21 protein-coding genes are annotated in these 22104 nt (G+C 57.8%); 6 read left to right on the plus strand and 15 right to left on the minus strand.

Annotation, left to right across the window (positions count from 1 at the left end; translation table 11 throughout):
- Positions 1–53 precede the first annotated feature (53 nt).
- The 5 genes from K5845_RS03215 to K5845_RS03235 form a co-directional block, all read right to left on the minus strand.
- Entirely contained in the window at positions 54–998 is a 945-nt protein-coding gene (locus tag K5845_RS03215; RefSeq protein ID WP_090226999.1) for an electron transfer flavoprotein subunit alpha/FixB family protein, read from the minus strand.
- Positions 998–1747, minus strand: a complete 750-nt coding sequence (locus K5845_RS03220; RefSeq protein ID WP_046477257.1) for an electron transfer flavoprotein subunit beta/FixA family protein — start codon at positions 1745–1747, stop codon at positions 998–1000. The genes K5845_RS03215 and K5845_RS03220 overlap by 1 nt, the downstream gene beginning before the upstream one ends.
- A gap of 279 nt (positions 1748–2026) precedes the next feature.
- A complete protein-coding gene (locus tag K5845_RS03225; protein ID WP_046477255.1) occupies positions 2027–2743 on the minus strand; it encodes a rhomboid family intramembrane serine protease in 717 nt (238 codons plus the stop codon).
- A 45-nt stretch (positions 2744–2788) separates the two neighbouring features.
- Positions 2789–3367 (minus strand): cob(I)yrinic acid a,c-diamide adenosyltransferase, encoded by a 579-nt coding sequence (locus tag K5845_RS03230; RefSeq protein ID WP_046477253.1) that lies wholly within the window; start codon positions 3365–3367, stop codon positions 2789–2791.
- A 90-nt stretch (positions 3368–3457) separates the two neighbouring features.
- A complete protein-coding gene (locus K5845_RS03235; protein WP_046477251.1) occupies positions 3458–3646 on the minus strand; it encodes a twin transmembrane helix small protein in 189 nt (62 codons plus the stop codon).
- 327 nt (positions 3647–3973) lie between these two features.
- Here K5845_RS03235 and K5845_RS03240 point away from each other — a divergent pair, with 327 nt between their 5' ends.
- From K5845_RS03240 to K5845_RS03250, 3 genes are all read left to right on the plus strand, one after another.
- Positions 3974–5371: a murein hydrolase activator EnvC family protein gene (locus K5845_RS03240; RefSeq protein WP_090227009.1), complete on the plus strand. Its 1398-nt coding sequence runs from the start codon at positions 3974–3976 to the stop codon at positions 5369–5371.
- Positions 5371–6726, plus strand: coding sequence for a S41 family peptidase (locus tag K5845_RS03245; protein WP_082101235.1), 1356 nt, complete (start codon positions 5371–5373; stop codon positions 6724–6726). The genes K5845_RS03240 and K5845_RS03245 overlap by 1 nt, the downstream gene beginning before the upstream one ends.
- Positions 6727–6877: 151 nt before the next feature.
- On the plus strand, positions 6878–7393 hold the full coding sequence (locus K5845_RS03250; protein WP_046477245.1) for an RNA pyrophosphohydrolase: 516 nt from the start codon (positions 6878–6880) through the stop codon (positions 7391–7393).
- A 16-nt stretch (positions 7394–7409) separates the two neighbouring features.
- Here K5845_RS03250 and K5845_RS03255 read toward each other — a convergent pair whose 3' ends face one another.
- From K5845_RS03255 to K5845_RS03285, 7 genes are all read right to left on the minus strand, one after another.
- The gene (locus K5845_RS03255; RefSeq protein WP_046477244.1) at positions 7410–7805 is read right to left on the minus strand and encodes a F0F1 ATP synthase subunit epsilon; all 396 of its coding nucleotides are present in this window, start codon (positions 7803–7805) and stop codon (positions 7410–7412) included.
- Positions 7806–7870: 65 nt separating this feature from the next.
- On the minus strand, positions 7871–8146 hold the full coding sequence (locus tag K5845_RS03260; RefSeq protein WP_244465014.1) for a hypothetical protein: 276 nt from the start codon (positions 8144–8146) through the stop codon (positions 7871–7873).
- Between the two features lie 68 nt (positions 8147–8214).
- A complete protein-coding gene (atpD, locus tag K5845_RS03265; protein WP_046477243.1) occupies positions 8215–9651 on the minus strand; it encodes a F0F1 ATP synthase subunit beta in 1437 nt (478 codons plus the stop codon).
- A gap of 28 nt (positions 9652–9679) precedes the next feature.
- A complete protein-coding gene (locus K5845_RS03270; RefSeq protein WP_046479998.1) occupies positions 9680–10567 on the minus strand; it encodes a F0F1 ATP synthase subunit gamma in 888 nt (295 codons plus the stop codon).
- Positions 10568–10664: 97 nt separating this feature from the next.
- Positions 10665–12197, minus strand: a complete 1533-nt coding sequence (gene atpA, locus K5845_RS03275) for a F0F1 ATP synthase subunit alpha (protein WP_046477242.1) — start codon at positions 12195–12197, stop codon at positions 10665–10667.
- Between the two features lie 116 nt (positions 12198–12313).
- A complete protein-coding gene (locus tag K5845_RS03280) occupies positions 12314–12874 on the minus strand; it encodes a F0F1 ATP synthase subunit delta (protein ID WP_076605285.1) in 561 nt (186 codons plus the stop codon).
- Positions 12875–13304: 430 nt separating this feature from the next.
- Entirely contained in the window at positions 13305–15530 is a 2226-nt protein-coding gene (locus K5845_RS03285; RefSeq protein ID WP_052744098.1) for a primosomal protein N', read from the minus strand.
- A gap of 227 nt (positions 15531–15757) precedes the next feature.
- Between K5845_RS03285 and fsa the strand changes: the two genes are divergently transcribed.
- The gene (fsa, locus tag K5845_RS03290) at positions 15758–16414 is read left to right on the plus strand and encodes a fructose-6-phosphate aldolase (RefSeq protein WP_046477240.1); all 657 of its coding nucleotides are present in this window, start codon (positions 15758–15760) and stop codon (positions 16412–16414) included.
- A gap of 23 nt (positions 16415–16437) precedes the next feature.
- On the opposite strand, the gene K5845_RS03295 is transcribed toward fsa, so the two are convergent.
- Positions 16438–17436 carry an amidoligase family protein gene (locus K5845_RS03295; RefSeq protein ID WP_287958381.1) on the minus strand — a complete coding sequence of 333 codons (999 nt, stop codon included), beginning with the start codon at positions 17434–17436 and terminating at the stop codon, positions 16438–16440.
- A gap of 131 nt (positions 17437–17567) precedes the next feature.
- Here K5845_RS03295 and K5845_RS03300 point away from each other — a divergent pair, with 131 nt between their 5' ends.
- Positions 17568–18488, plus strand: coding sequence for a tyrosine recombinase XerC (locus K5845_RS03300; protein WP_280136723.1), 921 nt, complete (start codon positions 17568–17570; stop codon positions 18486–18488).
- Positions 18489–18695: 207 nt separating this feature from the next.
- The gene (locus tag K5845_RS03305) at positions 18696–19769 is read left to right on the plus strand and encodes a TraB/GumN family protein (protein WP_052743719.1); all 1074 of its coding nucleotides are present in this window, start codon (positions 18696–18698) and stop codon (positions 19767–19769) included.
- 15 nt (positions 19770–19784) lie between these two features.
- Here K5845_RS03305 and K5845_RS03310 read toward each other — a convergent pair whose 3' ends face one another.
- Positions 19785–20534 (minus strand): sulfite exporter TauE/SafE family protein, encoded by a 750-nt coding sequence (locus tag K5845_RS03310; RefSeq protein ID WP_046477237.1) that lies wholly within the window; start codon positions 20532–20534, stop codon positions 19785–19787.
- A gap of 159 nt (positions 20535–20693) precedes the next feature.
- Positions 20694–22097, minus strand: coding sequence for a dihydrolipoyl dehydrogenase (gene lpdA / locus K5845_RS03315; protein ID WP_046477236.1), 1404 nt, complete (start codon positions 22095–22097; stop codon positions 20694–20696).
- Positions 22098–22104 lie beyond the last annotated feature (7 nt).

The following is a 22104-nucleotide window of genomic DNA, read 5'->3' on the forward strand; positions in this document are numbered from 1 at the left end:
GGCGTCCATGCTTACTAGTTCCTCGGCTCAAGACAGTCCGTGGCCAAACCCGCTCATCCAGCTACTTTTTTGAGCTCGGATTCGAGCTCGGGTAATGCTGTGAACAGATCTGCGACGAGACCGTAATCTGCGACCTGGAAGATCGGGGCCTCTTCGTCTTTGTTAATGGCGACGATAATCTTCGAGTCTTTCATACCCGCCAGATGCTGAATTGCTCCCGAAATACCGACGGCAATGTAAAGATCCGGCGCAACGACCTTGCCGGTTTGACCAACCTGCATGTCGTTGGGCACGAAACCAGCGTCGACAGCAGCGCGGCTGGCACCAACAGCAGCCCCCAGTTGATCAGCAACCGGCTCAATCAGCTTGCTGAAATTGTCGCCCGATTGCATGCCGCGCCCGCCGGAGATAACGATGCGTGCTGAGGCCAGCTCGGGACGATCTGATTTCGTTAGCTCCGCGCTCTCGAATGTTGAAAGCCCTACGGCAGCCGGCGCGTCGATCTTTTCGACGGCCGCCGAACCACCATCTCCGGCTGCGGCAAACGTCGATGTGCGAACGGTGATGACCTTCTTGGGGTCAGACGACTTCACGGTCTGGATCGCATTGCCAGCGTAAATCGGACGCTCAAACGTATCCGGCGCAAGGACCGCAGAAATTTCAGAAATCTGCATAACGTCAAGGCGAGCGGCCACGCGTGGCAACACATTTTTGCCTACGGCCGAGGCGGAAGACAGGAGCGCATCGTAGCCCGACATGAGGGGGACGATGAGCGCCGCCATTTCCTCGGCGAGTTGCGCCTTCAGATGCGGAGCTTCGGCAACCACCACCTTGCTGACGCCATCCAATTTCGCTGCCTGGTCGGCAACCGCTGCGCACCCCTCGCCGGCGACCAGCACGTGAACATCACTGCCCAGCGCCTTCGCAGCCGTAACCGTCTTGGCGGTCGCAGCATTCAGAGATGCATTGTCATGATCGGCAAGAACCAGAACCGCCATTACAGCACCCCCGCTTCGTTCTTAAGTTTTTCAACCAGTTCAGAGACGCTCGAAACCTTGACGCCAGCTGCGCGTGTCGCCGGTTCAGCGGTCTTCAGCACTTCCAAGCGAGGTGAGATATCTACGCCGAAATCTTCCGGCTTTTTTGTATCGAGCGGTTTCTTCTTCGCCTTCATGATGTTCGGCAGCGAAGGATAGCGGGGCTCATTGAGACGCAAGTCCGTGGTGATGACTGCCGGCGTCTTGAGACGCAGGGTTTCCAGCCCCCCATCAACTTCGCGGGTGACGGTGACTGCGCCGTCCGACAGCTCGACCTTGGAGGCAAACGTGGCCTGTCCCCAATCCAAGAGCGCTGCGAGCATCTGTCCAGTCTGATTGGAGTCATCATCGATGGCCTGCTTGCCCATGATCACCAGATCCGGGCTTTCGGCGTCCACGACTGATTTCAGGAGTTTGGCGACAGCCAATGGCTCCACAGCTTGGTCGGTTTCGATGAGAATCGCGCGGTCGGCGCCGATGGCGAGTGCCGTGCGCAGCACATCCTGGGACTTGGAAGGGCCGATGGACACAGCGATGACCTCGTTGGCCGAGCCGCGTTCCTTGAGACGCACGGCCTCTTCAACCGCGATTTCGTCGAAAGGATTCATCGACATCTTGACGTTGGCAAGTTCCACCCCGGAACCATCCGACTTAACACGGATCCGCACGTTGTAATCGACCACGCGCTTGACCGGCACAAGTATCTTCATGCGCCCGAACTGCTCCCCAATTTATTGCTATCCTTTGCAAATCTTCTTGCCCACTCACAGGGCGGCCTTTGAGTAAGCCGTAACCAGTGGGTCTCAATGCATATGACTCACGCCGATATTATCGACGACACTGCCCCCCATGCGTCCTTGACAAAGTGGCACGTTTCGCACATGCGAAAGCCAACCTAAAGGCTGCCCTGAAACTAGTCAATCGACACGATTCGCAAAGGTCTACCCCTCTTAAAATGGTGTCCCACGGACTGTCGTCCTCTTGGCACATTACTGCCGCGCAACGTCAAGCTGACGATCAAACAGCGGAACCCCTCGGCGTCGCAAAAAAAGGATGAGGACCGCCCCGCTCACGAGCCCCCCGATGTGGGCCCACCACGCCACCGGGCCGACGGCGGGCATCAGCACCATGACGATTTGGGTCACGATCCAGGCGCCAAGCACGAACTCAGCCGAGATCTGCAGCGGAATAACCTTGAAAGCCAGAACCCAAACGCGAACGCGCGGATGGAGCATCAAATAGGCTGCGATCACGCCGGCTACCGCGCCACTCGCGCCAATCAGCGGCACGCCGGCGCCATCCGTTCCTGAGACCATGGCCGCGTGGACCAACGCAGCGGCGACGCCGCAAGCGAGATAGAAAAACAAAAACTTCACATGACCGACCGCGTCTTCGACGTTGTCGCCGAAGACCCACAGAAACAACATGTTCCCCATGAGATGCCATATATCGGCATGGAAGAACATGTAGGTGATAAGGGTTAGCGCTTCGGGCAGGTTGCTCGCGCGGACGCCATCTGGAGCCGGCGCGGACGTACCGGCCAGGAACAGCTCGTTCGGCACCACCGCGAATTCCGCGACGGCATAAGCATCAATGTTCACCGACGATAAAGCGAACACAATGACGTTTATGGCGATCAAACCAACCGTGACGACCTGAAAATGAATTGCCTTCAATGGGTTATCATCGGAAATAGGCACGAACACGTGGCTTGCTCCTTCCCAGGAATTACGAAGGCTTCCAGAGCCTAATCAGCGGTTCAGACCTGGAACCCACAAAATGTCGTCGCGCCCCTTATCGTTCACGTAGCGACCAGCCACGAAAAGAAAGTCCGACAGTCTATTGATATACTTTAGAGCTGCGTCACTCACGGGTTCGTCCGGAGAGGCCGCCAGGGTCACCATCAGACGCTCGGCGCGCCTGCAGACCGTTCGCGCAACGTGCAAGTAGGCCGATGCCGGCGAACCGCCAGGCAAAATGAAGGATTTGAGCGGGCTTAGCTCACCATTGAGCTGGTCAATTTCGCGTTCCAGACGCTCGACCTGAGCCGGTACGATGCGTAGCGGTTCGAATTTAAGATCCTTTCCGCGATCAGGTACGCAGAGGTCCGCTCCGAGATCGAACATGTCATTCTGGATACGTACCAGCATCGAGTCGATGTCAGATCCAGGTTCTAAATGCTGCCTGACAAGGCCGATAATCGCGTTCGTCTCGTCGACGGTCCCGTAAGCGGCGATGCGGGGATCGTCTTTGGCGACCCTGTCACCCGTACCAAGCCCCGTCGTTCCGGCGTCCCCGGTACGCGTATAGATCTTATTGAGTTTTACCATTGCCTACGCACCGCGCTTTCCACCCCTCTCGTAAAATTTGAAAGCTAACGTATTGGCGTCAGCGCGGCGGTCAAGCGGCATACACGGAGATCAACGTCCCAGGAACAAAAATCCCGCAACCAGCATCAGTGCAATAAATTGCAAAATCACGCGCCAACGCATCAAATTCTGGCTCAGACGCGGGCTCTTTTGACGCAAAAGCGTATACAGGCCCGCGATCAACACAGCCAGAACAGCAAAGGTTGCCACGGTAATCAGGTGATAGAGGACCGGTTGCATAAATGAATTTCCTGGTCAGTAAGTCAGGCGCGGTGGTTGATGTTCGCGCTTGATTGGACAAGATAGGGGCGGCGGGGCCAGCTTTCTACGCGCCCGGTTCTTAAGCACCTTTGGCGTTTCGGCAACCCAATGTGCGCTTCTTTCTCCTGCGGCCTGCCAGCTGGGCGCCGCGCAATGTTGTAGCTGTCGGGCACAAACTGACTCCGCAGCAAGAGTTTGGCAATCGCCTCGCGCCACAATCGCCGCATTGTCGGTGCCTAAGGAAGCAGGCCGATTTCGTCGACGGTCTTTTGGGGACCGTTCGGATATATACAGAGGGCTCCCAGCTTGCGCGTCCCGCGCCAAAGATTACGCGTCAAGTTTGCTGCCGTGCCTGTGCTCTGCATTCTGGCTGGCTGTATTCCTGCGGTGTTGCCCGCAGCAGCGCAGTCGCGTGACGATGCGAAATCCAAACTTGATGCTCAAACCAAAGAGCTACAAAACAAGCTCGGGCGGCAGCAGGCCCTCGAGACTGATGTCGCTGCGATTGCCAAAGAGCGCGAACGCATTAATGCCCGGCTCCTCGAAACCGCCGATCTGATCAAGAAGAGCGAAGCTCGGATGACCGAGATTGAGGCGCGTTTGGACGAGCTCGGTGAACAGGAACGTGTGGTTCGCGGTTCGCTCAATCAACGCCGGGACAAGATTGCAAAACTATTGGCTGTCCTGCAGAGGATGGGGCGGAACCCTCCGCCGGTTATGATCACCAAGCGCGAGGATGCGCTGGCCATGGTGCGCAGCGCGATGCTGCTTGCATCTGCGTTCCCGGGGCTTCGCAGCCAAGCCCTCGAGCTCACGAACAAGCTTGACGAACTCGTGCGCGTCATGGCTGAGACGCGAAGTGAAGGCGAACACCTTAAGCTCGAAACGACGCGTCTTAACGATGCGCGAACGCGGCTTTCGGGGCTAATGGTCGAAAAGAAGTCGTCCCTGACGGAGCGACAAGCCGAACTAACTAAGGTCCGCCAAGCGACAGACGAAATTTCGAAGAATGTCGATAATCTGAGAGCGTTGATCGCACGGGCGGACCAAGCTGCCGTCCAATCGAATTCCCGCATAACTGCGCATAACGCCAAGGCGGAAGCCGCCGAGCGCTTGGCTGAAACGGGCAATTCAGGCGTAACGACCCTCACGCCAGATCAGCCCGAAAGTAGCGCATCATCCAGTAATGACGGGGTTAAAGTCGCTGTTTTGGCCCCATCGGCGGCCGGATTTGGCAGCGTGGATGCTGGCCGGATCGAACCGGCTATCCCCTTCCACCTTGCCAAGGGCCGCCTCCCGCGCCCAACTTCTGGTAAGCATGTTCTCTCTTTTGGCCAGCAGACCGAATATGGTGGAACATCCAAGGGATTAGTGTTTCAGACGCGTTTTTCGTCGCAGATCACATCTCCTTGTGATGGCTGGATTGTTTACGCTGGCGAGTTCAGAAGCTATGGCCAACTCTTGATAATCAACGCCGGCGGCGGATATCATGTGTTACTTGCTGGTCTATCACGGATTGATGTAGAGCCAGGACAATTTGTCCTGGCGGCAGAGCCGGTGGGAACGATGGGTGACGCCCCGCCTTCGGTACAGCGCGGCTCGGAAGACGCCAAACCCGTTCTATATGTCGAATTTCGCAAGGACGGACGGCCGATTGATCCGGACCCATGGTGGGTCAAGGATCCTGAAAAGGTGCAAGGATGATGCGCAAGACGGATTTCGCGTTCTGGACATTTCTTTTGATGACGGTGCTGGCCGGCGCAACAACCGTCTTGAACGTATCTCGAACTTACTCCGCAACTTCTCCAAATACCGAGCTTTACAAGCAGCTTGATCTGTTTGGCGATGTCTTGGAGCGAGTTCGTTCGGACTACGTCGAAAAGCCCGACGACACGAAGCTCATTGAATCTGCCATCAACGGCATGCTGAGCGCGCTCGACCCGCACTCGGCCTATCTTTCGCGCAAGAACTTCCGTGATATGCAGGTGCAGACACGCGGAGAGTTTGGCGGCCTCGGGATCGAGGTGACGATGGAAAATCAGGTCGTCAAGGTGGTCGCCCCTATCGACGACACACCAGCCGCCAAAGCCGGTGTACAGGCCAATGACCTGATTACGCATCTCGATGATGAGCAGATCGTCGGGCTATCGCTTGAAGAAGCGGTGGAAAAGATGCGTGGTCCAGTGAACACGCCAATCAAGCTCACAGTGGTCCGCAAAGGCGTCGATGAGCCGATCGAGATCAAGATCGTGCGCGACGTCATCCGCATCAACGCTGTGAAGCCGCGCATCGAAGGCGATATCGCCTATGTGAAGGTCACCACCTTCAACGAACAGACGCACGTCAATCTGGTCAAATCGATCGAAGAGATGAAGAGCAAAATCGGCTCGAAGCTCAAGGGCTACATCATCGATCTTCGCAACAATCCCGGTGGTCTTCTGGATCAGGCGATTGCCGTTTCCGATGACTTCCTTGAGCGTGGCGCCATCGTTATTACGAAAGGCCGCAATAACGAGGAAACCCAGCGAAGCCAGGCCCGCCCCGGCGACGTGGCTGATGGCATGAAAATTATCGTGCTGATCAACGGCGGGTCCGCTTCCGCTTCGGAGATCGTGGCAGGTGCTCTTCAGGACCACGAGCGCGCGACCATTATCGGAACACGGTCATTCGGCAAGGGCTCCGTTCAGACGATTATTCCGCTTGGTGCCAATGGGGCGATCCGGTTGACGACGGCGCGGTACTACACGCCACGTAACCGCTCGATCCAGGCGAAGGGTATCGATCCGGATATCATCATCGAACAAGAGCTGCCGGAGGACCTGAAAGGCAAACTCGGGGTCAAACCGCGTGGCGAAGCGAGCCTTAGAGGGCATCTACGCAACGGCGATACAGAGGAAGAAATCTCAGGTTCATCGGCCTACGTTCCGCAAGAACCGGAGAAAGACACACAGCTCCAGTTCGCGCTCAACTATCTGCGTGGCAAAGTGACCGCACCACCGCCGAAGGCCGAACAGGCTGAGCAGAAAAAAGCCGAGACTCAGACGGACAGTAGCAAGTGATGCATCTTTGATCTCGCCTTGGGGTCATGTTCATGGGCGTCTGATAGATCAGGCGCCCATGAACTTTTTTGGGGTCGTTGGAATTTTAGAAATAGTCACAATCGAGACGTCCGACCGGTCGTTATCCAGATAGAGAGGGCACACACCGCCCATGGGCACCCACGAAAATCTCGCCTACCGGCCATGTGTCGGTCTCATGGTCATCAATCCCCAAAAGCTAGTGTGGATCGGCCGTCGCGCTACCACAAAAAAGGCGAACACGCCTGAGGGCAGCGGCTATTGGTGGCAGATGCCACAGGGTGGCATTGAAGCCGGGGAAGCTCCTGTTGAGGCCGCCCTTCGAGAACTGCAGGAAGAGACCGGCATCACCGGCTCAAATATCAATATTCTCGCTGAAACCACGGAGTGGCATTTCTACGATCTGCCAGAGGATCGGATTGGGAGAGCCTGGGGGGGCGGCTATCGCGGCCAGAAACAGAAGTGGTTTCTGATGCAATTTTCAGGCTTAGACACGCAAATCAATATAACGCCCGAGGATCCGCGCGCGATCGAGTTCGACGCGTGGCGTTGGGCGAACTCGAGTGAGCTGCTTGATCTGATCGTCCCATTCAAACGCGACGTTTACCGGGCCGTTCTTTCCGAGTTCGGCCCGATCATTGCGAACTAATCAGGTATTTGCCGGCTCACGCCTCGGCGTGCAGAGCTTTTAGCTCTTCGATGGCACGCCCAATGTGATTACGGGCTTCGTCATCATCAGCGCTTTCCAACGCCTTCTGTGCAGCGTCGAGTTCTTCCTGAATCTGGCGCGGATCGACTTCGTCGACGATGAACGCACGCTCGGCAAGGATGGTCAGGCTGTCGCCGGTAACATCGGCGAAGCCTGATTGCACGAAGATGCCCTTCTTGGCGTCGGGCGTTGTGACCTGGATCACGCCCGGCGCCAGAGTCGAAATGACTGGGGCATGATCTGGCAGCACCGTAAATTGTCCTTCAACGCCCGGCACGACCACCTGCTCGGCATCGCTCGACATGAGGACACGCTCGGGGCTTACCAGCTCAAACTTGAACGTTGCTGCCATTGATCTGCTTCCTAATCCGCCCTCTACGTTTCGGCGGTTATCGCGTTACAGGACTGGGTGTAGTCCTACTCTTCGTCACCCAATTCGTCGCTCTTAGCCTGTACTTCCTCGGCCGTTTGCAGCTGCGTACCGCAGAAGGGGCAGAAGAACACCGGATGGTCGACCATACCGGGGTCGTCGCTGTCTCCGTCGATCAAACCAACCGACATATAGAGAATGCCATCTTCAGCCAGCGTAATGAGCGGGTCGAAATCTTCGCCGCTCATTACTTCCTGAAGTTCTTCGCAGCAGGAGCCAAAGCCCGAATCGTCATTGCCTTCTTCACTCGTATCGATCGACATTCCGGATGCTTCCTCCAGCAAAAAAGGGCAATGCCCTGGTCGCCCTGTGCGACCTGCGATTCGATATTCTAAGCTGCTTCGGCGAGTTTTTCAGCCTTGGCGATGGCTTCTTCGATCGTTCCCACCATGTAGAAAGCCTGTTCAGGCAGATGGTCATAGTCGCCGTTGCAGAGACCCTTGAAAGCCTTGATCGTATCAGCCAAGTCAACGAGGACGCCCGGCGAACCGGTGAAGACTTCGGCGACGAAGAATGGCTGCGACAGGAACCGCTCGATCTTACGGGCACGCGCCACCGTGAGTTTGTCCTCTTCGGAGAGCTCGTCCATGCCGAGAATAGCAATGATGTCCTGGAGGGACTTGTAGCGCTGCAGAATTTCCTGCACGCGACGCGCCACCTCGTAGTGCTCCTCACCGATAATGCGCGGATCAAGCATACGCGACGTGGAGTCCAGCGGGTCCACGGCCGGATAGATGCCCTTTTCAGCGATGGCACGGGAAAGAACCGTCGTCGCGTCAAGGTGGGCAAACGAGGTTGCCGGCGCAGGGTCGGTCAAGTCGTCCGCAGGGACGTAAATGGCCTGAACCGACGTAATTGAGCCCTTCTGCGTCGTCGTGATGCGTTCCTGAAGAGTGCCCATGTCGGTTGCCAGCGTCGGCTGATAGCCCACGGCTGAAGGAATACGGCCGAGCAGAGCGGACACTTCCGAACCGGCCTGCGTGAAGCGGAAAATGTTGTCGACGAAGAAGAGAACGTCCTGTCCCTGGTCGCGGAAGTGTTCGGCAACCGTCAGACCAGACAGAGCGACGCGAGCGCGGGCACCTGGCGGCTCATTCATCTGGCCGTAAACGAGAGCGCACTTGGACCCAGCGGCAGAGCCGTTGTTTTCCTTCGGATCGACGTTCACCTTGGATTCGATCATTTCGTGGTAGAGGTCGTTACCTTCACGGGTGCGCTCGCCAACGCCGGCGAACACGGAGTAACCGCCGTGTGCCTTAGCGACGTTGTTGATCAGTTCCATGATGAGAACGGTCTTGCCAACGCCGGCGCCGCCGAACAGGCCGATCTTGCCGCCCTTGGAGTACGGCGCCAGCAGGTCAACGACCTTGATGCCGGTGACCAAGATTTCCGATTCCGTTGACTGTTCAACGTAGGAGGGCGCCTGCGCGTGAATCGGGCGCAATTCGTCGCCTTTAATTTCGCCGGCTTCGTCCACGGGTTCACCGATCACATTCATAATGCGCCCTAGGGTCGCGTCGCCGACGGGCACTGCGATCGGGCGCCCCGTATCCTTCACGGGCTGACCGCGAACAAGTCCTTCCGTCGCGTCCATAGCAATGGTGCGCACGGTGTTTTCGCCGAGGTGCTGGGCGACTTCGAGAACCAGGCGGTTACCCTGGTTGTCGGTCTCAAGCGCGTTCAGAATTGCAGGGAGATCTCCGTCGAACTGCACGTCGACGACGGCGCCCGTTACCTGCCTGATGCGACCAACAGAAATTTCAGCCATGAACCGTTCCTCGTGTGCGTTTGTTCGATTAGAGCGCTTCGGCGCCCGAAATGATTTCGATCAGTTCTTTGGTGATCTGTGCCTGACGCTGGCGGTTGTACGTAATCGTCAGAGCGTCGATCATCTCTGTAGCGTTGCGTGTGGCGCTATCCATCGCCGACATACGTGCGCCTTGCTCAGAAGCCGCGTTCTCAAGAAGTCCACGGAAGATCTGCGTCGAGATATTGCGTTTCAGAAGATAATCCAGGATCGCGTCTTCTTCTGGCTCGTACTCGTAAACCGCGTCGCCCAAAGAAGATTTCTCGGATCCGTCGGTTTCGGGGATATGCGCAGGGATCAACTGCAGAGCCGTCGGCTGTTGTGAAATAACCGACTTGAACTCAGAGAAGAACATCGTTGCAACGTCGAACTCGCCGGCCTCAAACATCGCCATGACTTTGTCACCGATTTCGGCGGCCTTTTCGAAACCGACGAACTTCATGCCGCTCATGTCAATGCGTTCAATGATGTGCTGGCCGAAGTCGCGGCGCAGGTTTTCTGCGCCCTTGCGGCCTACCGCAATGATTTTGACCTGCTTGCCTTCACTCAGAAGCTTACGTGCATGCACGCGGACGAGCTTAGCAATGTTGGTGTTGAAACCGCCGCAAAGACCGCGACTCGCCGTCATCATAATGAGCAGATGTACGTCGCTCTTGCCTGTGCCTACGAGCAACGGTGATGCGCTGTTCGTATCTGTCACAGCGCGTGCAAGATTTGCCAGCACCGTGTCCATACGCACAGCGTAAGGCCGTGCGGCTTCGGCCGCCTCCTGCGCACGACGCAGCTTTGCGGCAGCGACCATCTGCATCGCTTTGGTGATTTTGCGCGTGGCCTTCACCGAATTGATGCGATTTCTGAGGTCTTTTAAGCTCGCCATTTCAGACGTTGTTCCCGTATCCGCTCCCGGCATACCGAACCGGGATTTTGCTTTTCGATGAGCCCCTTTCTAAGGGGCCCATCGGCTGGACTTCGCTTTAGACCGAGAAGTTCTTCGTGAAGCTGTCGAGAACGCCGATCAGCTCTTTCTCCGTGCTCTCCGATAGAGCTTTCTCCGACCGAATGGTCTCAAGAATGTTCTTATGATCGGTGCGCAGCGTCGTCAGAAGTTGCTGCTCATATTTGCCGATGGCGTTTACAGGCAAACCGTCCAGATAACCGCGGGTACCCGCGAAAATCACGCAGACCTGTTCTTCCATCTTCAACGGCGAGAACTGCGGCTGCTTGAGGAGCTCGGTGAGGCGGGCGCCGCGTGCAAGAAGTTTTTGCGTAGCGGCGTCGAGGTCGGAACCGAACTGAGCGAAGGCCGCCATTTCGCGGTACTGCGCCAGCTCACCCTTAATCTTACCGGCGACCTGCTTCATGGCCTTGGTCTGGGCCGCCGAACCAACGCGTGACACGGAGAGGCCGACGTTCACGGCGGGACGGATGCCCTGATAGAACAGGTCCGTTTCAAGGAAGATCTGGCCGTCGGTGATGGAGATCACGTTCGTTGGAATGTAGGCCGACACGTCGTTGGCCTGCGTTTCGATCACGGGGAGCGCAGTGAGAGACCCGGCACCATGATCATCACCCATCTTCGCGGCGCGCTCAAGCAGGCGCGAGTGGAGATAGAAGACGTCACCCGGATAAGCTTCACGTCCCGGAGGACGACGCAGCAGCAGGGACATCTGGCGATAAGCAACGGCCTGCTTGGAGAGGTCGTCGTACGCGATAACTGCGTGCATCGCGTTATCGCGGAAATATTCGCCCATCGCGCAGCCGGTGAACGGTGCGAGGTACTGCATCGGCGCCGGATCGGAAGCCGTCGCGGCCACGACGATGGAGTATTCGAGAGCGCCGCGCTCCTCGAGAATCTTGACGAACTGCGCAACGGTCGAACGCTTCTGCCCGACAGCAACGTATACGCAATAGAGCTTCGCGAACTCGTCATCGCCCTCGTTGAGGGGCTTCTGGTTCAGGAAGGTGTCAAGGATGATCGCGGTCTTGCCAGTCTGACGGTCACCAATGATGAGCTCGCGCTGACCACGGCCGACGGGGATCAGAGCGTCGACGGCCTTCAAGCCCGTCGCCATCGGCTCATGCACCGACTTACGCGGCAGAATACCCGGCGCCTTGACGTCCACACGACGACGCTCGGTCGCAACGATCGGGCCTTTGCCGTCGATCGGATTACCCAGAGCGTCAACGACGCGGCCGAGAAGACCCTTACCAACAGGAACCTCTACGATCGCCTGCGTGCGCTTAACGGTCTGGCCTTCTTTAATACTACGGTCGTCACCGAAGATCACGATACCGACGTTGTCGGCTTCGAGGTTCAGCGCCATGCCCTTCGTTCCGTCCTGGAACTCGACCATTTCGCCTGCCTGAACCTGATCGAGGCCGTAGACGCGGGCGATGCCGTCGCCGACGGAGAGAACCTGGCCGATCTCGGAGACCTCAGCCTCCTTGCCGAAGTTCTTGATCTGCTCTTTCAGGATCGAGGAGATCTCTGCGGCCCGGATTTCCATCGATAGACCTCTTGTCTTAGCGTTTCGGTTGCGCACCAAATCTGGTGCAGAGTTCTTTGTATAACTTGGGTCGCACAACGTCCCTTGCGGTCCAGCGTGCGGATTGTTCTGGTGTTTTAGCTCACTGCCTTGAGGCTCACCTTCATTGCGGTGAGCTTCGTGCGCAGTGAGGAGTCTATCATTTTGCTGCCGATCTTTACGATCAGTCCGCCGAGAATCGCCGGTTCAACTCGGGCGTCCAGTTTAACGTCCTTGCCGACCGCGTTCTTGAGCGTTTGCTTCAGCTCAGCCGTCAGTTCATCTGTCAATGCCTGGGCTGTCGTCACCTCAGCTGTGACCTCGCCGCGGCTCTCAGCAGCCAGCGCAGCGAAGATCTTAATCATCTGAGGCACCGCGAACAGCCGTCGATTGTGCGTAATGACCTGAAGGAAATTCTCTGTCAGACCCGAAATGCCCGCTTTTTCAAGTAGCGCAGATAAAGCGCGACTCTGATCTTCGGCGGCAAAGACCGGGCTCGCTACCAAGCGGCGCAGATCTTCACTTTCGGTGAGCAGAGACTCGAACGCCTTTAGATCGGCTTCGATCTGCTCTACGGAACCCTGTTCTTTTGCCAGTTCGAATAATGCACTGGCGTAACGGCCGGGCATACTGGCCGAATTAGTCTGATCTGTTGCCACGTCGATTGCTCTCGTTCGCACTGGGAGGACGAGTTTAAGGCGCGATCGGCGAAGTCCCGGGATACCGGTTCGCTACCCTTATGGTGGGATTATTTGGCCACAACAACGGTCACAGCCGACATTAGCCGGCGTCCCCGTCCGGGCGTCGAGGGGCTGTCTAACACGCAGTTCGCGCATCATCAACGGGGAGATGCGGTCACGAATGACGCAGTTGTGCTTTGCGTTGGTGCATACCCGCTTCCACCTTGGGGAGTTTTGGGGGAGTTGTGGCGAGCTGCGGCGCACTCGCGTGGAGAGCATTGTCGCCTTAAAAACATCCCATCATACGGTCCTACAAAACAGGCGTAGGCTATATTTAAATAGTGTTTTCATAAGGTTCTGCGGAGTTTTATGCGCATTTCATAGCGCGCTGCGTGCGTCTCACGGACGCTCATAAGAAGCTGTAAGGATCGATATCGACGCTCAGGCGGACGTCTCCTTTGATCGGCGGCATCCGCGACAACCAAGCGCGCAGATAATTTTGAATGTCGATGTCGCGACGGGCTTTCGCCAACAAACGCCACCGGTGCCGACCTCTGATTATGGCGATCGGCGCTTCGGTCGGGCCCAAAATGCGAATCTGCTCTGCCGGCGGAGCGCGATGTGCAATGTCTCGGGCAATCATTTCGGCTGCCTGCTTGTCGCGGCTGGAGACAATGAGCGCAGCCAATCGGCCGTAGGGGGGTAAAAGTCCCGCCTGCCGTTGCGCAATTTCCCTTTCAAGGAAGGCTTCACGATCGCCATGGATAATCGCGGCCATCACAGGATGGTCAGGCAGATGAGTTTGGATGAGGCCACGCCCGCGCGCAAAGGCGCGCCCAGCGCGACCAGTCACCTGATGGAGAAGCTGGAAGGTGCGCTCGCCGGCGCGGGGATCAGCGCCTTGTGCGAGGCCGAGATCGCCATCGACAATCCCTACAAGATTGAGGTCTGGGAAATGGTGGCCCTTCGCGACGAGCTGCGTACCGATGATGATATCGGCCTCGTGCCGCTCGATCCGTTCGATAACCCGGCGCATTTCGGTTAAGCCTGGGATGAGATCGGAGGAAAGTAATTCGATCCGGGCCTCCGGGAAGCGCTCTGCGACTTCTTCGGCCACGCGCTCCACACCCGGACCGCAAGCCGTGAGCTTGTCGGCTTCTCCGCAGCTTGGGCATTTCTCCGGTATCGGAAGAGAAAATCCGCAATGGTGGCAGTTCAGCTTCTTGCGAAAGCGATGCTCGACCAGCCACGCGGTGCACTGCGGGCATTCGAAGCGATGGCCGCATTTCTGGCACAACGTCAGGGGGGCGTAGCCGCGGCGATTTAGAAACAAAAGAGACTGCTGACCCCGCGCCAAGGTCTCAGTTATGCCCTCAACGAGCGGCGGAGCGAGCCAGCGGCCTTTTTCAGGGGGTTCCCGGCGCAGATCGATCGCCTCGATCTCAGGTAATTCAGTACCGGAAAATCGCCCTGGCAACACAACGTGATTATACCGCCCCGTCCGAGCGTTGACGTGGCTCTCAATGGAAGGCGTTGCAGATGCCAGCACAACGGAGAAGCGCCCAAGACTGGCGCGCACCACCGCCATGTCGCGGGCTTGGTAGTGAACGCGATCGTCCTGTTTGAAGCCTCCGTCGTGCTCTTCGTCGACGACAATGAGCCCAAGATCCGTGTAAGGCAGGAACAACGCCGATCGGGCGCCCACGACGACACGGGCTTCTCCCGTCGCCACCCCACGCCAGATGCGGCCCCGCTCGGGGCCTGATAACGCCGAGTGCCATTCCACCGGAGGGCAGCCGAAGCGATCCTGAAAACGGCCCATGAACTGGCTGGTCAGTGCGATTTCCGGAAGCATGATCAGCACTTGGCGCCCACGTTCCAGCGCGCGCGCCACCGCCTCGTAATAAACCTCTGTCTTACCCGAACCCGTGACACCATCGAGGAGGGTCACCGCGAACGTGCCACCGTCGACGGCCGCGCGTAGCGCCATGACGGCGCGTTCCTGATCTTCGCTCAACTCAATGGTGCGGTGATGGGGTTCTGGGATTGGACACCGCTTCTGTGGAATTGCCGCCTCGACAAGACAGCCGGCAGTGATCAGACCATCGACGACACCTGTTGTGCACGCCGCTTCCTGTGCCAACGAGGATTTAGCCCGGATCAGTCCGTCTGAAGCGATGTCGAGTACACGTTGGCGGGCAGGCGTCATCCGCGGAGGCATCGCTGCCCCTTCGACGATTGTGACGCCAAATCGCGGTTTCTGCGGTTCGAAGACCTCCCGCGCGCTCATCATCATGCGGACGACCATGCCGAGCGGCGCCAGCGTGTATCCGGCGATCCATTCGGCGAATCGGAGAGACAAAACAGGCAAAGGCGGCGCATCGAGCGTGCCCGTCACTGCCTTGAGTTTCGCAGGATCAATCGGTTTCGCCGGCGTACCACGTGGTTCGTCCCAGACGATCCCGATGCGCGATTGCGGCCCGAACGGCACAAGGACAAAACTGCCCGGCGGCGGAACGCCCTCGGGCGGCGCCAGGTAGTCGTATGTTTGATCCAATGCGACCGGGAGCAGCACAGGCACGCATTCGCCTTGCCGCGCCTTCACGTCGGGCTGTAGATCAAGAAGATTGGTCAATGCGGCGGCCTTCACCCGGGTTGATCTTGAGCGTTATAGCTCTCGATTTTTTGCCAGTAAGGCCCAACATGGGGCTTTAGCGGCAGCGCTGGCAGGTTAAGCGCGATCGTTAGCTTTGCGCGCGACTCGACTTTGGCGCTCAGCGCATATTTGAGCTACAGAGAAATCCAAGAACTCAAACTAGCCTAGGCTTCGCCATTGGGCGAACCGATGGCAGGGGGAAGATCATGAAATTCTTCGTGGATACTGCCGATCTCAATGAAATCAAAGAACTCGCTGCGACGGGCCTGCTTGATGGCGTGACGACTAATCCGTCGCTCATCGCCAAAGCGGGCGGCGACTTCAAGACAACAATCCGCGAGATCTGCGCCATTGTCCCAGGCCCCGTTTCCGCCGAGGTCGCTGCGACGGATTACGATGGGATGCTGGCAGAAGGCCGAGAACTGGCAAAGATCGCCAAGAACGTTACCATTAAGGTTCCCCTGACACTGGACGGTCTCAAAGCCTGTCGGGCTTTGACCTCTGAAGGTACCCTCGTCAACGTTACTCTGTGCTTTTCAGCCAACCAGGCGCTACTGGCAGCCAAGGCCGGGGCGACATTCGTCTCTCCGTTCATTGGACGGCTCGATGACATTGGCCTCGATGGCATGGCGCTGATCCGTGAGATCCGGCAGATCTATGACAATTACCAGAACTTCTCGACGGATATTCTGGCGGCGTCCATCCGCACGGTGAACCACGTGAAAGAAGCCGCGCTCATCGGCGCCGATGTGGCTACGGTTCCACCGGCCACCCTCAAGGCTCTGGTCAAACATCCCCTGACCGACAAGGGATTGGAACAGTTTCTTGCGGACTGGGCGAAGACGGGACAAACGATCGTTTAGCCCTCCGATCTCGGCCCCACGCTTTAAACGACTAGCCACTCGGTGCACATCATCGCCCAATCGCCCGGAAGGAAACTCTGGGCGTTGGCGATGTAGGCTGGGCCCATTTCCGCCAACAACTCGGGCTTGTCGGCGAGCCTTTCAACGACGACCCAACGGTTCCACTCCAGCGTGAGGCTCCACATCGGTTCTCCGATGTTGGCGTTGGGAAGGCGGCAATGAAACGTGGGCCGCGGCCTGACGAGACCCGGGGCCAACCGCGCACGTACACGCTTTTCGTCAAGCCACATGAAGAGCGGGAGCAAATCGAGCTCTCGGTTCCGGGTCGGATTATAGTCAATGTAGTCGTCGATGAGCTTCGCAGTGTCAGGCCAATAATCGGGATCGAGCACCTTGTAGGCATAGGCCGCGGGAAACGGATCGACGAACGAAAGGAGCCGGCGGGCAAATGCAATCGACATAATGCTCCGCAGCCAGTTGGAGAGCAGGATGTCCGCCTTCAACACACTTAGGATCCAGTGCGGATCGCGGGTCGCGATCTCCGGATTGAACTGGGCGCCGAACGCGTGCAGCAGATTATCGTTCGTTCCCTGCGCGCCTTCCTCCCGCAGCGCCTTGAGGAGGTTTTCAAGTTCCACTAGCTCGTCGAACGCGACCGGCGGACAAACCACCTCGTAAGGAACCACAAGAGAACTGAGATCCCCATACAGTGTCCGCATGGAATCTCGGAAGCCGTCCACGATGGCGGCAAATCCGGTTCCTTGATAGACGCTATCTCCCGGTTGGCGGTGCGCGTATTGGCTGTCGAGTTCGACAACGAAGCGACCAAACTTAGAATTCTCAATGCGATAGCGATGGGCGTCGTCACGCTCGACTTTGCCGCCGTAGAGGCCTGAAACACGCGTGGCAACCTTAGCGGCGGCGACGGCTGCAAATTCCAGCTCTACGCCGACGCGGCGTCCTTTTCCTTCGTAATTCAGTTTGCGGGGTGGCAATCTTAACTTTGTAGCGGCAGGTTTCATTGCTCCGACTTGGTTAACGTCGCGATATGGGGCTTCAAAGACGCGGGCGAATCTGATCGTTCTGGCAGAGTCCGCAGTGAGCCGCGCGATTTTACGCTAGGGAGTCTAACGCAGACGGAGGGCTTTTGGTTGTGTCTGGCGACGATGAGTTGTCGCGGCTAGCCGAAGACTGGCTCGAAAGCCTCAGCAATGAGCGCGGGGCTTCAGCGCATACGCTTGCCGCTTACCGTCGTGATCTCGAACAATTCGAACGCTACTTGGCTGGCCGCCTAGGGCGATCACCTGAGCTTGTCGATATCAATCAGCTGACCGCACAAATCGTGCGGGGTTTCATGGCTGCGCGGCGGCGCCAAGGTCTTGGTTCGCGGTCGTTGTCACGGACGATGTCGGCGTTGCGCACTTTCTTCAAATGGCTGGAAGGACGGGAGATCGCGAAGAATCGCGCCGTTCTGCAAGTAGCCATGCCCAAGGTCGGTCATGGCGTGCCCAAACCGCTGACCGTGGAAAAGGCAGGTGCCGTTGTCGACCTCGGAGCCGGTGCTGAAGTCGATTGGGTTCTGGCGCGCGACGCGGCTGTATTGTTACTGTTGTACGGTGCCGGATTACGCATAGGAGAAGCGTTATCGCTGACACGACAGGACGCGCCGGTCAAAGGTCGAGACAGTTTGCGGATCGTCGGGAAGGGCGGCAAGGAACGGCTTGTGCCGATCCTCGAAGTTATTCAAAGTGCTGTCGAACGCTATTTGGAACTGGTGCCTTACAAACTGCCGCCTGATAGTGCCCTATTTGTCGGCGCGAAGGGTGGGCCGCTTTCGCCCCGCATCATCCAGCTTACTGTCAAACGTCTGCGGGAAAGTTTGGGCTTACCTGACACGGCGACACCGCATGCTTTGCGCCATTCCTTCGCGACGCACCTCCTATCTGCAGGCGCCGATCTCCGCCAAATCCAGGAACTGCTCGGGCATGCCTCGCTTTCGACGACGCAAATTTATACCGAAGTCGACCGTGACCGCCTGCTCGCAGTTTATGACGCCGCGCATCCTCGCGCCTGATTTTCCGTTGAATCCCTTAGTCTTCCCAGGCCCCCTTCCGTTGTCCGTCCGGCTTATTCTGTCGTACGGGTGCGATATCTCGTTGCATAGGTAACTTCTGGCGGTTGATCTGCGTTAAAACCCACGCCATAGGGGGGCTGGTTCTCATTTGGGCCCACCTGAAAACCAATTTTTGCTTGTCGTTGCCAGTTAGGGAGTTCCATTGCCATGCCGGCTGTCCGGTTGTTTGCTTTATTGCGCGCGCGCAGCGCTCTTACGCGTGCTGCTGCCGGAGCGCTCGCCGCCATAGGGCTCGTGTTCAACCTCTCCGCATTCGATGCCTCCGCCGCTCTCGCTAACGACAAAGATGCTGGAACCTGTTCAGGGCGGGATATCTTGGCTGACGTACAGGCGCAAGATCCTGCGAGCTTTACGAAGATTATGACTGAGGCGCAGGCTACCGCGAATGATGGTGCCGCGTTGTGGCGTGTTGAACGCGACGGAAAGCCGGATTCCTACCTGTTCGGCACAATCCATCTAACCGACGAACGGATCACCGAGCTTTCCGATGCCGTGAAGAGCGCCATTGGCAAATCTCGTGTGGTCGCGTTGGAAGTCGCTGATATCTCACCGGTCGCGACAATGCAGGCTATCGGGGCAGCTTCCGATTTGGTGCTTTTCGACAATGGCCACCGCCTCGACCAGGTGATCTCTTCCGAAGCTTTCTCGCTGGTCGAGAAAAAGCTGGAAGAAGCTAAGCTGCCGACCGCGATGGCTCACATGTACAAGCCCTGGGTCGTGAGCATGATACTGGCGGTTGGCCCTTGCGAGCGCGAACGGGTCGCAGGGGGCAAGCTCGTCCTCGATATGGTCGTCTCCGCCTATGCGCAGGAAAAGAAGATCCCTGTCGTTGGACTTGAGACGTTACAGTCGCAGCTCGAAGCCGCCGCGGCCGTGCCGATGGACGAGCAGGTCCAGATCTTGCGCGCCAGTCTGGTTCACGCAAGCCGTGCCGATGATCTCCGTGAAACGGTGTTGCGCCTTTATCTCCAGAGAAAGCTAGGAGCGGTGATTCCGCTGCAGCTGTACGTGGCGGCCAAATCCGGTGAAGTGACAGACAATCTTGATGGTTTCCGCGAAGCGTTGATTACCAATCGGAACCGAACGATGCGCACGCGCGCATTGCCTCTCCTGGCAGAGGGCGGCGCGTTTATCGCTGTTGGCGGATTGCATCTCGTCGGCGAAGAGGGGCTTGTGAAGCTCCTGCGTGACGCTGGCTATCGCGTTGTCCCGGTTGAGTGAGGCGCGCCTCGCACCTCAGAGAAACACGATGCGCAGAATGCCGATGGACGCGAGCGCCATCAGGAGGAACAACGCAAACCTACGGAACGCTTCCGGCGTAGTCGACAGATATTGCCGCTGCCCCAGAACAATGCCTGAAATCATGGGGATGAGCAGGATGAGCGCAATCCAGAACGTTGTCGCGCTTATCAGGCCGTTGAGCGACGACAAGCCAACGCCATAAACATACATTGCAAAGAACATCGCAACAAAGACGGCCCGCACTTGGGCCGGCGGGTAGCGCGTCCCCAAAAAGATGACCATTGCGAACAAGCCCCCGATGGAGGCGAGGCCGGATCCAAAGCCCGTCACGAATCCGGTGAATGCGGCAAGAGGCCATGTCATGCTGCGATGGAAGCTGACGCCACGCCAAATCAGAAATGCTGAGACCAGCACGCTCCAAGCCAAATAGAAGCGGACCGTATCGGGCTCAAGATGGACGAGCAGATACTGACCTAGGGGCAGGCCGACGGCGCATCCCGCCAGCATGGGCCAGAAATTCGGATAGTCGATATCTTTCCGGACCGAAGGCAGCATGTGAATGCTCGCGACGATCTCGAGCATGAAGAGCGCAGGGACCAGCGTCGCTGGAGGGATCACCAGGGTCCCGCCAGCGATGACGATGGCCGAAAAGCCGAAGCCGGAGTAGCCACGCACGATGCCCGCAACGATGGCTACGGCGACGAGCAGGCCGAGTTGGAGCCCGCTTAGCCCAATGGCGTCCAATAAGGTCGAAATGGCGTTGCCCCGATATCCGTCAAGTGTTTCGCGAGGCGCTGTAGGCCTTTAGGCAACAAAATGCCATTTCTATTTGCGCATCCGCTGATAGACACTGTGAACTATGCGTGAGACCGTATCCTGTCTTGCGCAAGTTTGGCCGTTGGCTCACATGTGAATGGCGCGTTTTTGGACAGCCATGGCGGCCTCCTTGACGGCTTCCGTAAGCGTGGGGTGTGCATGGCACGTGCGCGCCAGATCTTCTGACGAGCCGCCAAATTCCATGATCACAGCCGCTTCGGCGATAAGCTCGCCAACGTGCGGCCCAACCATATGGACGCCGAGTATCCTGTCCGTGTGCGCATCGGCTAGCACTTTGATGAAGCCGTCCGTCGTCCGGTTCACTTTCGCGCGGCCGTTGGCCATGAAGGGGAATTTTCCGACATTGTAGGAGATACCGGCTTCCTTCAGCTCTTCCTCGGTTTTCCCGACAGAAGCGACCTCTGGGTACGTATAGATCACATTGGGAATGACGTCATAGTTGACGTGGCCCGCCTGGCCCGCCAGCAGCTCGGCAAGCGCCACGCCTTCGTCTTCCGCTTTGTGGGCCAGCATCGGCCCTGCGATCACGTCGCCGATAGCGTAGACGCCATCGACATTGGTTGCGAAGTGATCGTCGACGATAATGCGGCGGCGATTGTCGAGTGCGACGCCCAATTCTTCGAGCCCCAATCCCTCGGTGTATGGCACCCGGCCGATTGCAACGAGAACAACGTCTGCTGCAAGTTCCGTTGCATCTCCACCGGCAACCGGCTCAACGCGCACTTTGCAGCCCGACTTGTCCTTCTTGAGGGACGTTACCTTGGCGCCAAGCTGGAAGGTGATGCCCTGTTTGGACAGGATCCTTTGAAACTGCTTCGCTACTTCATTGTCCATTCCCGGCAGGATGCGATCAAGGAATTCAACGACGTGGACCTTAGCGCCCAGACGACGCCAGACCGAGCCGAGTTCGAGGCCGATCACACCGGCGCCAACGATGATCATCGTCGACGGGACCTTGCTCAGTTCAAGCGCGCCAGTCGAAGAAACAACGCGCTTTTCATCAATCTCTACGCCCGGCAGCTTTGCGACGTCGGAACCGGTAGCGATTACGATTGCCTTCGTTTCCAACTCGACAACTTCACCCTTTTCCGGCGTTACGCTCACCTTTCCAGGTGCGAGAATACGTCCGGTGCCTGTGTAGGAATCGATTTTGTTCTTCTTCAGAAGGAAGGCAACGCCATCAACGTTGCCCTTGATGCCGTCAGCCTTGAAGGCCAGCATTTTTGCCAGATCCAATTTAGGGCTGACCTCGATCCCCATACCGGCGAAGCCGTGGCCCGCCTCTTCATAGAGTTCGGAGGCATGCAGCAATGCCTTTGACGGAATGCAGCCGACATTGAGGCAGGTGCCGCCATGCGTGGCGCGCTTTTCGACGACCGCCACCTTGAGCCCAAGCTGGGCGGCCCGGATGGCACACACATAGCCTCCCGGACCAGTGCCGATGACGATCAGATCGTAAGGTCCTGCCATTTCGTTT

The organism is Filomicrobium sp., assembly GCF_025698805.1.
Lineage (GTDB): Bacteria > Pseudomonadota > Alphaproteobacteria > Rhizobiales > Hyphomicrobiaceae > Filomicrobium > Filomicrobium insigne.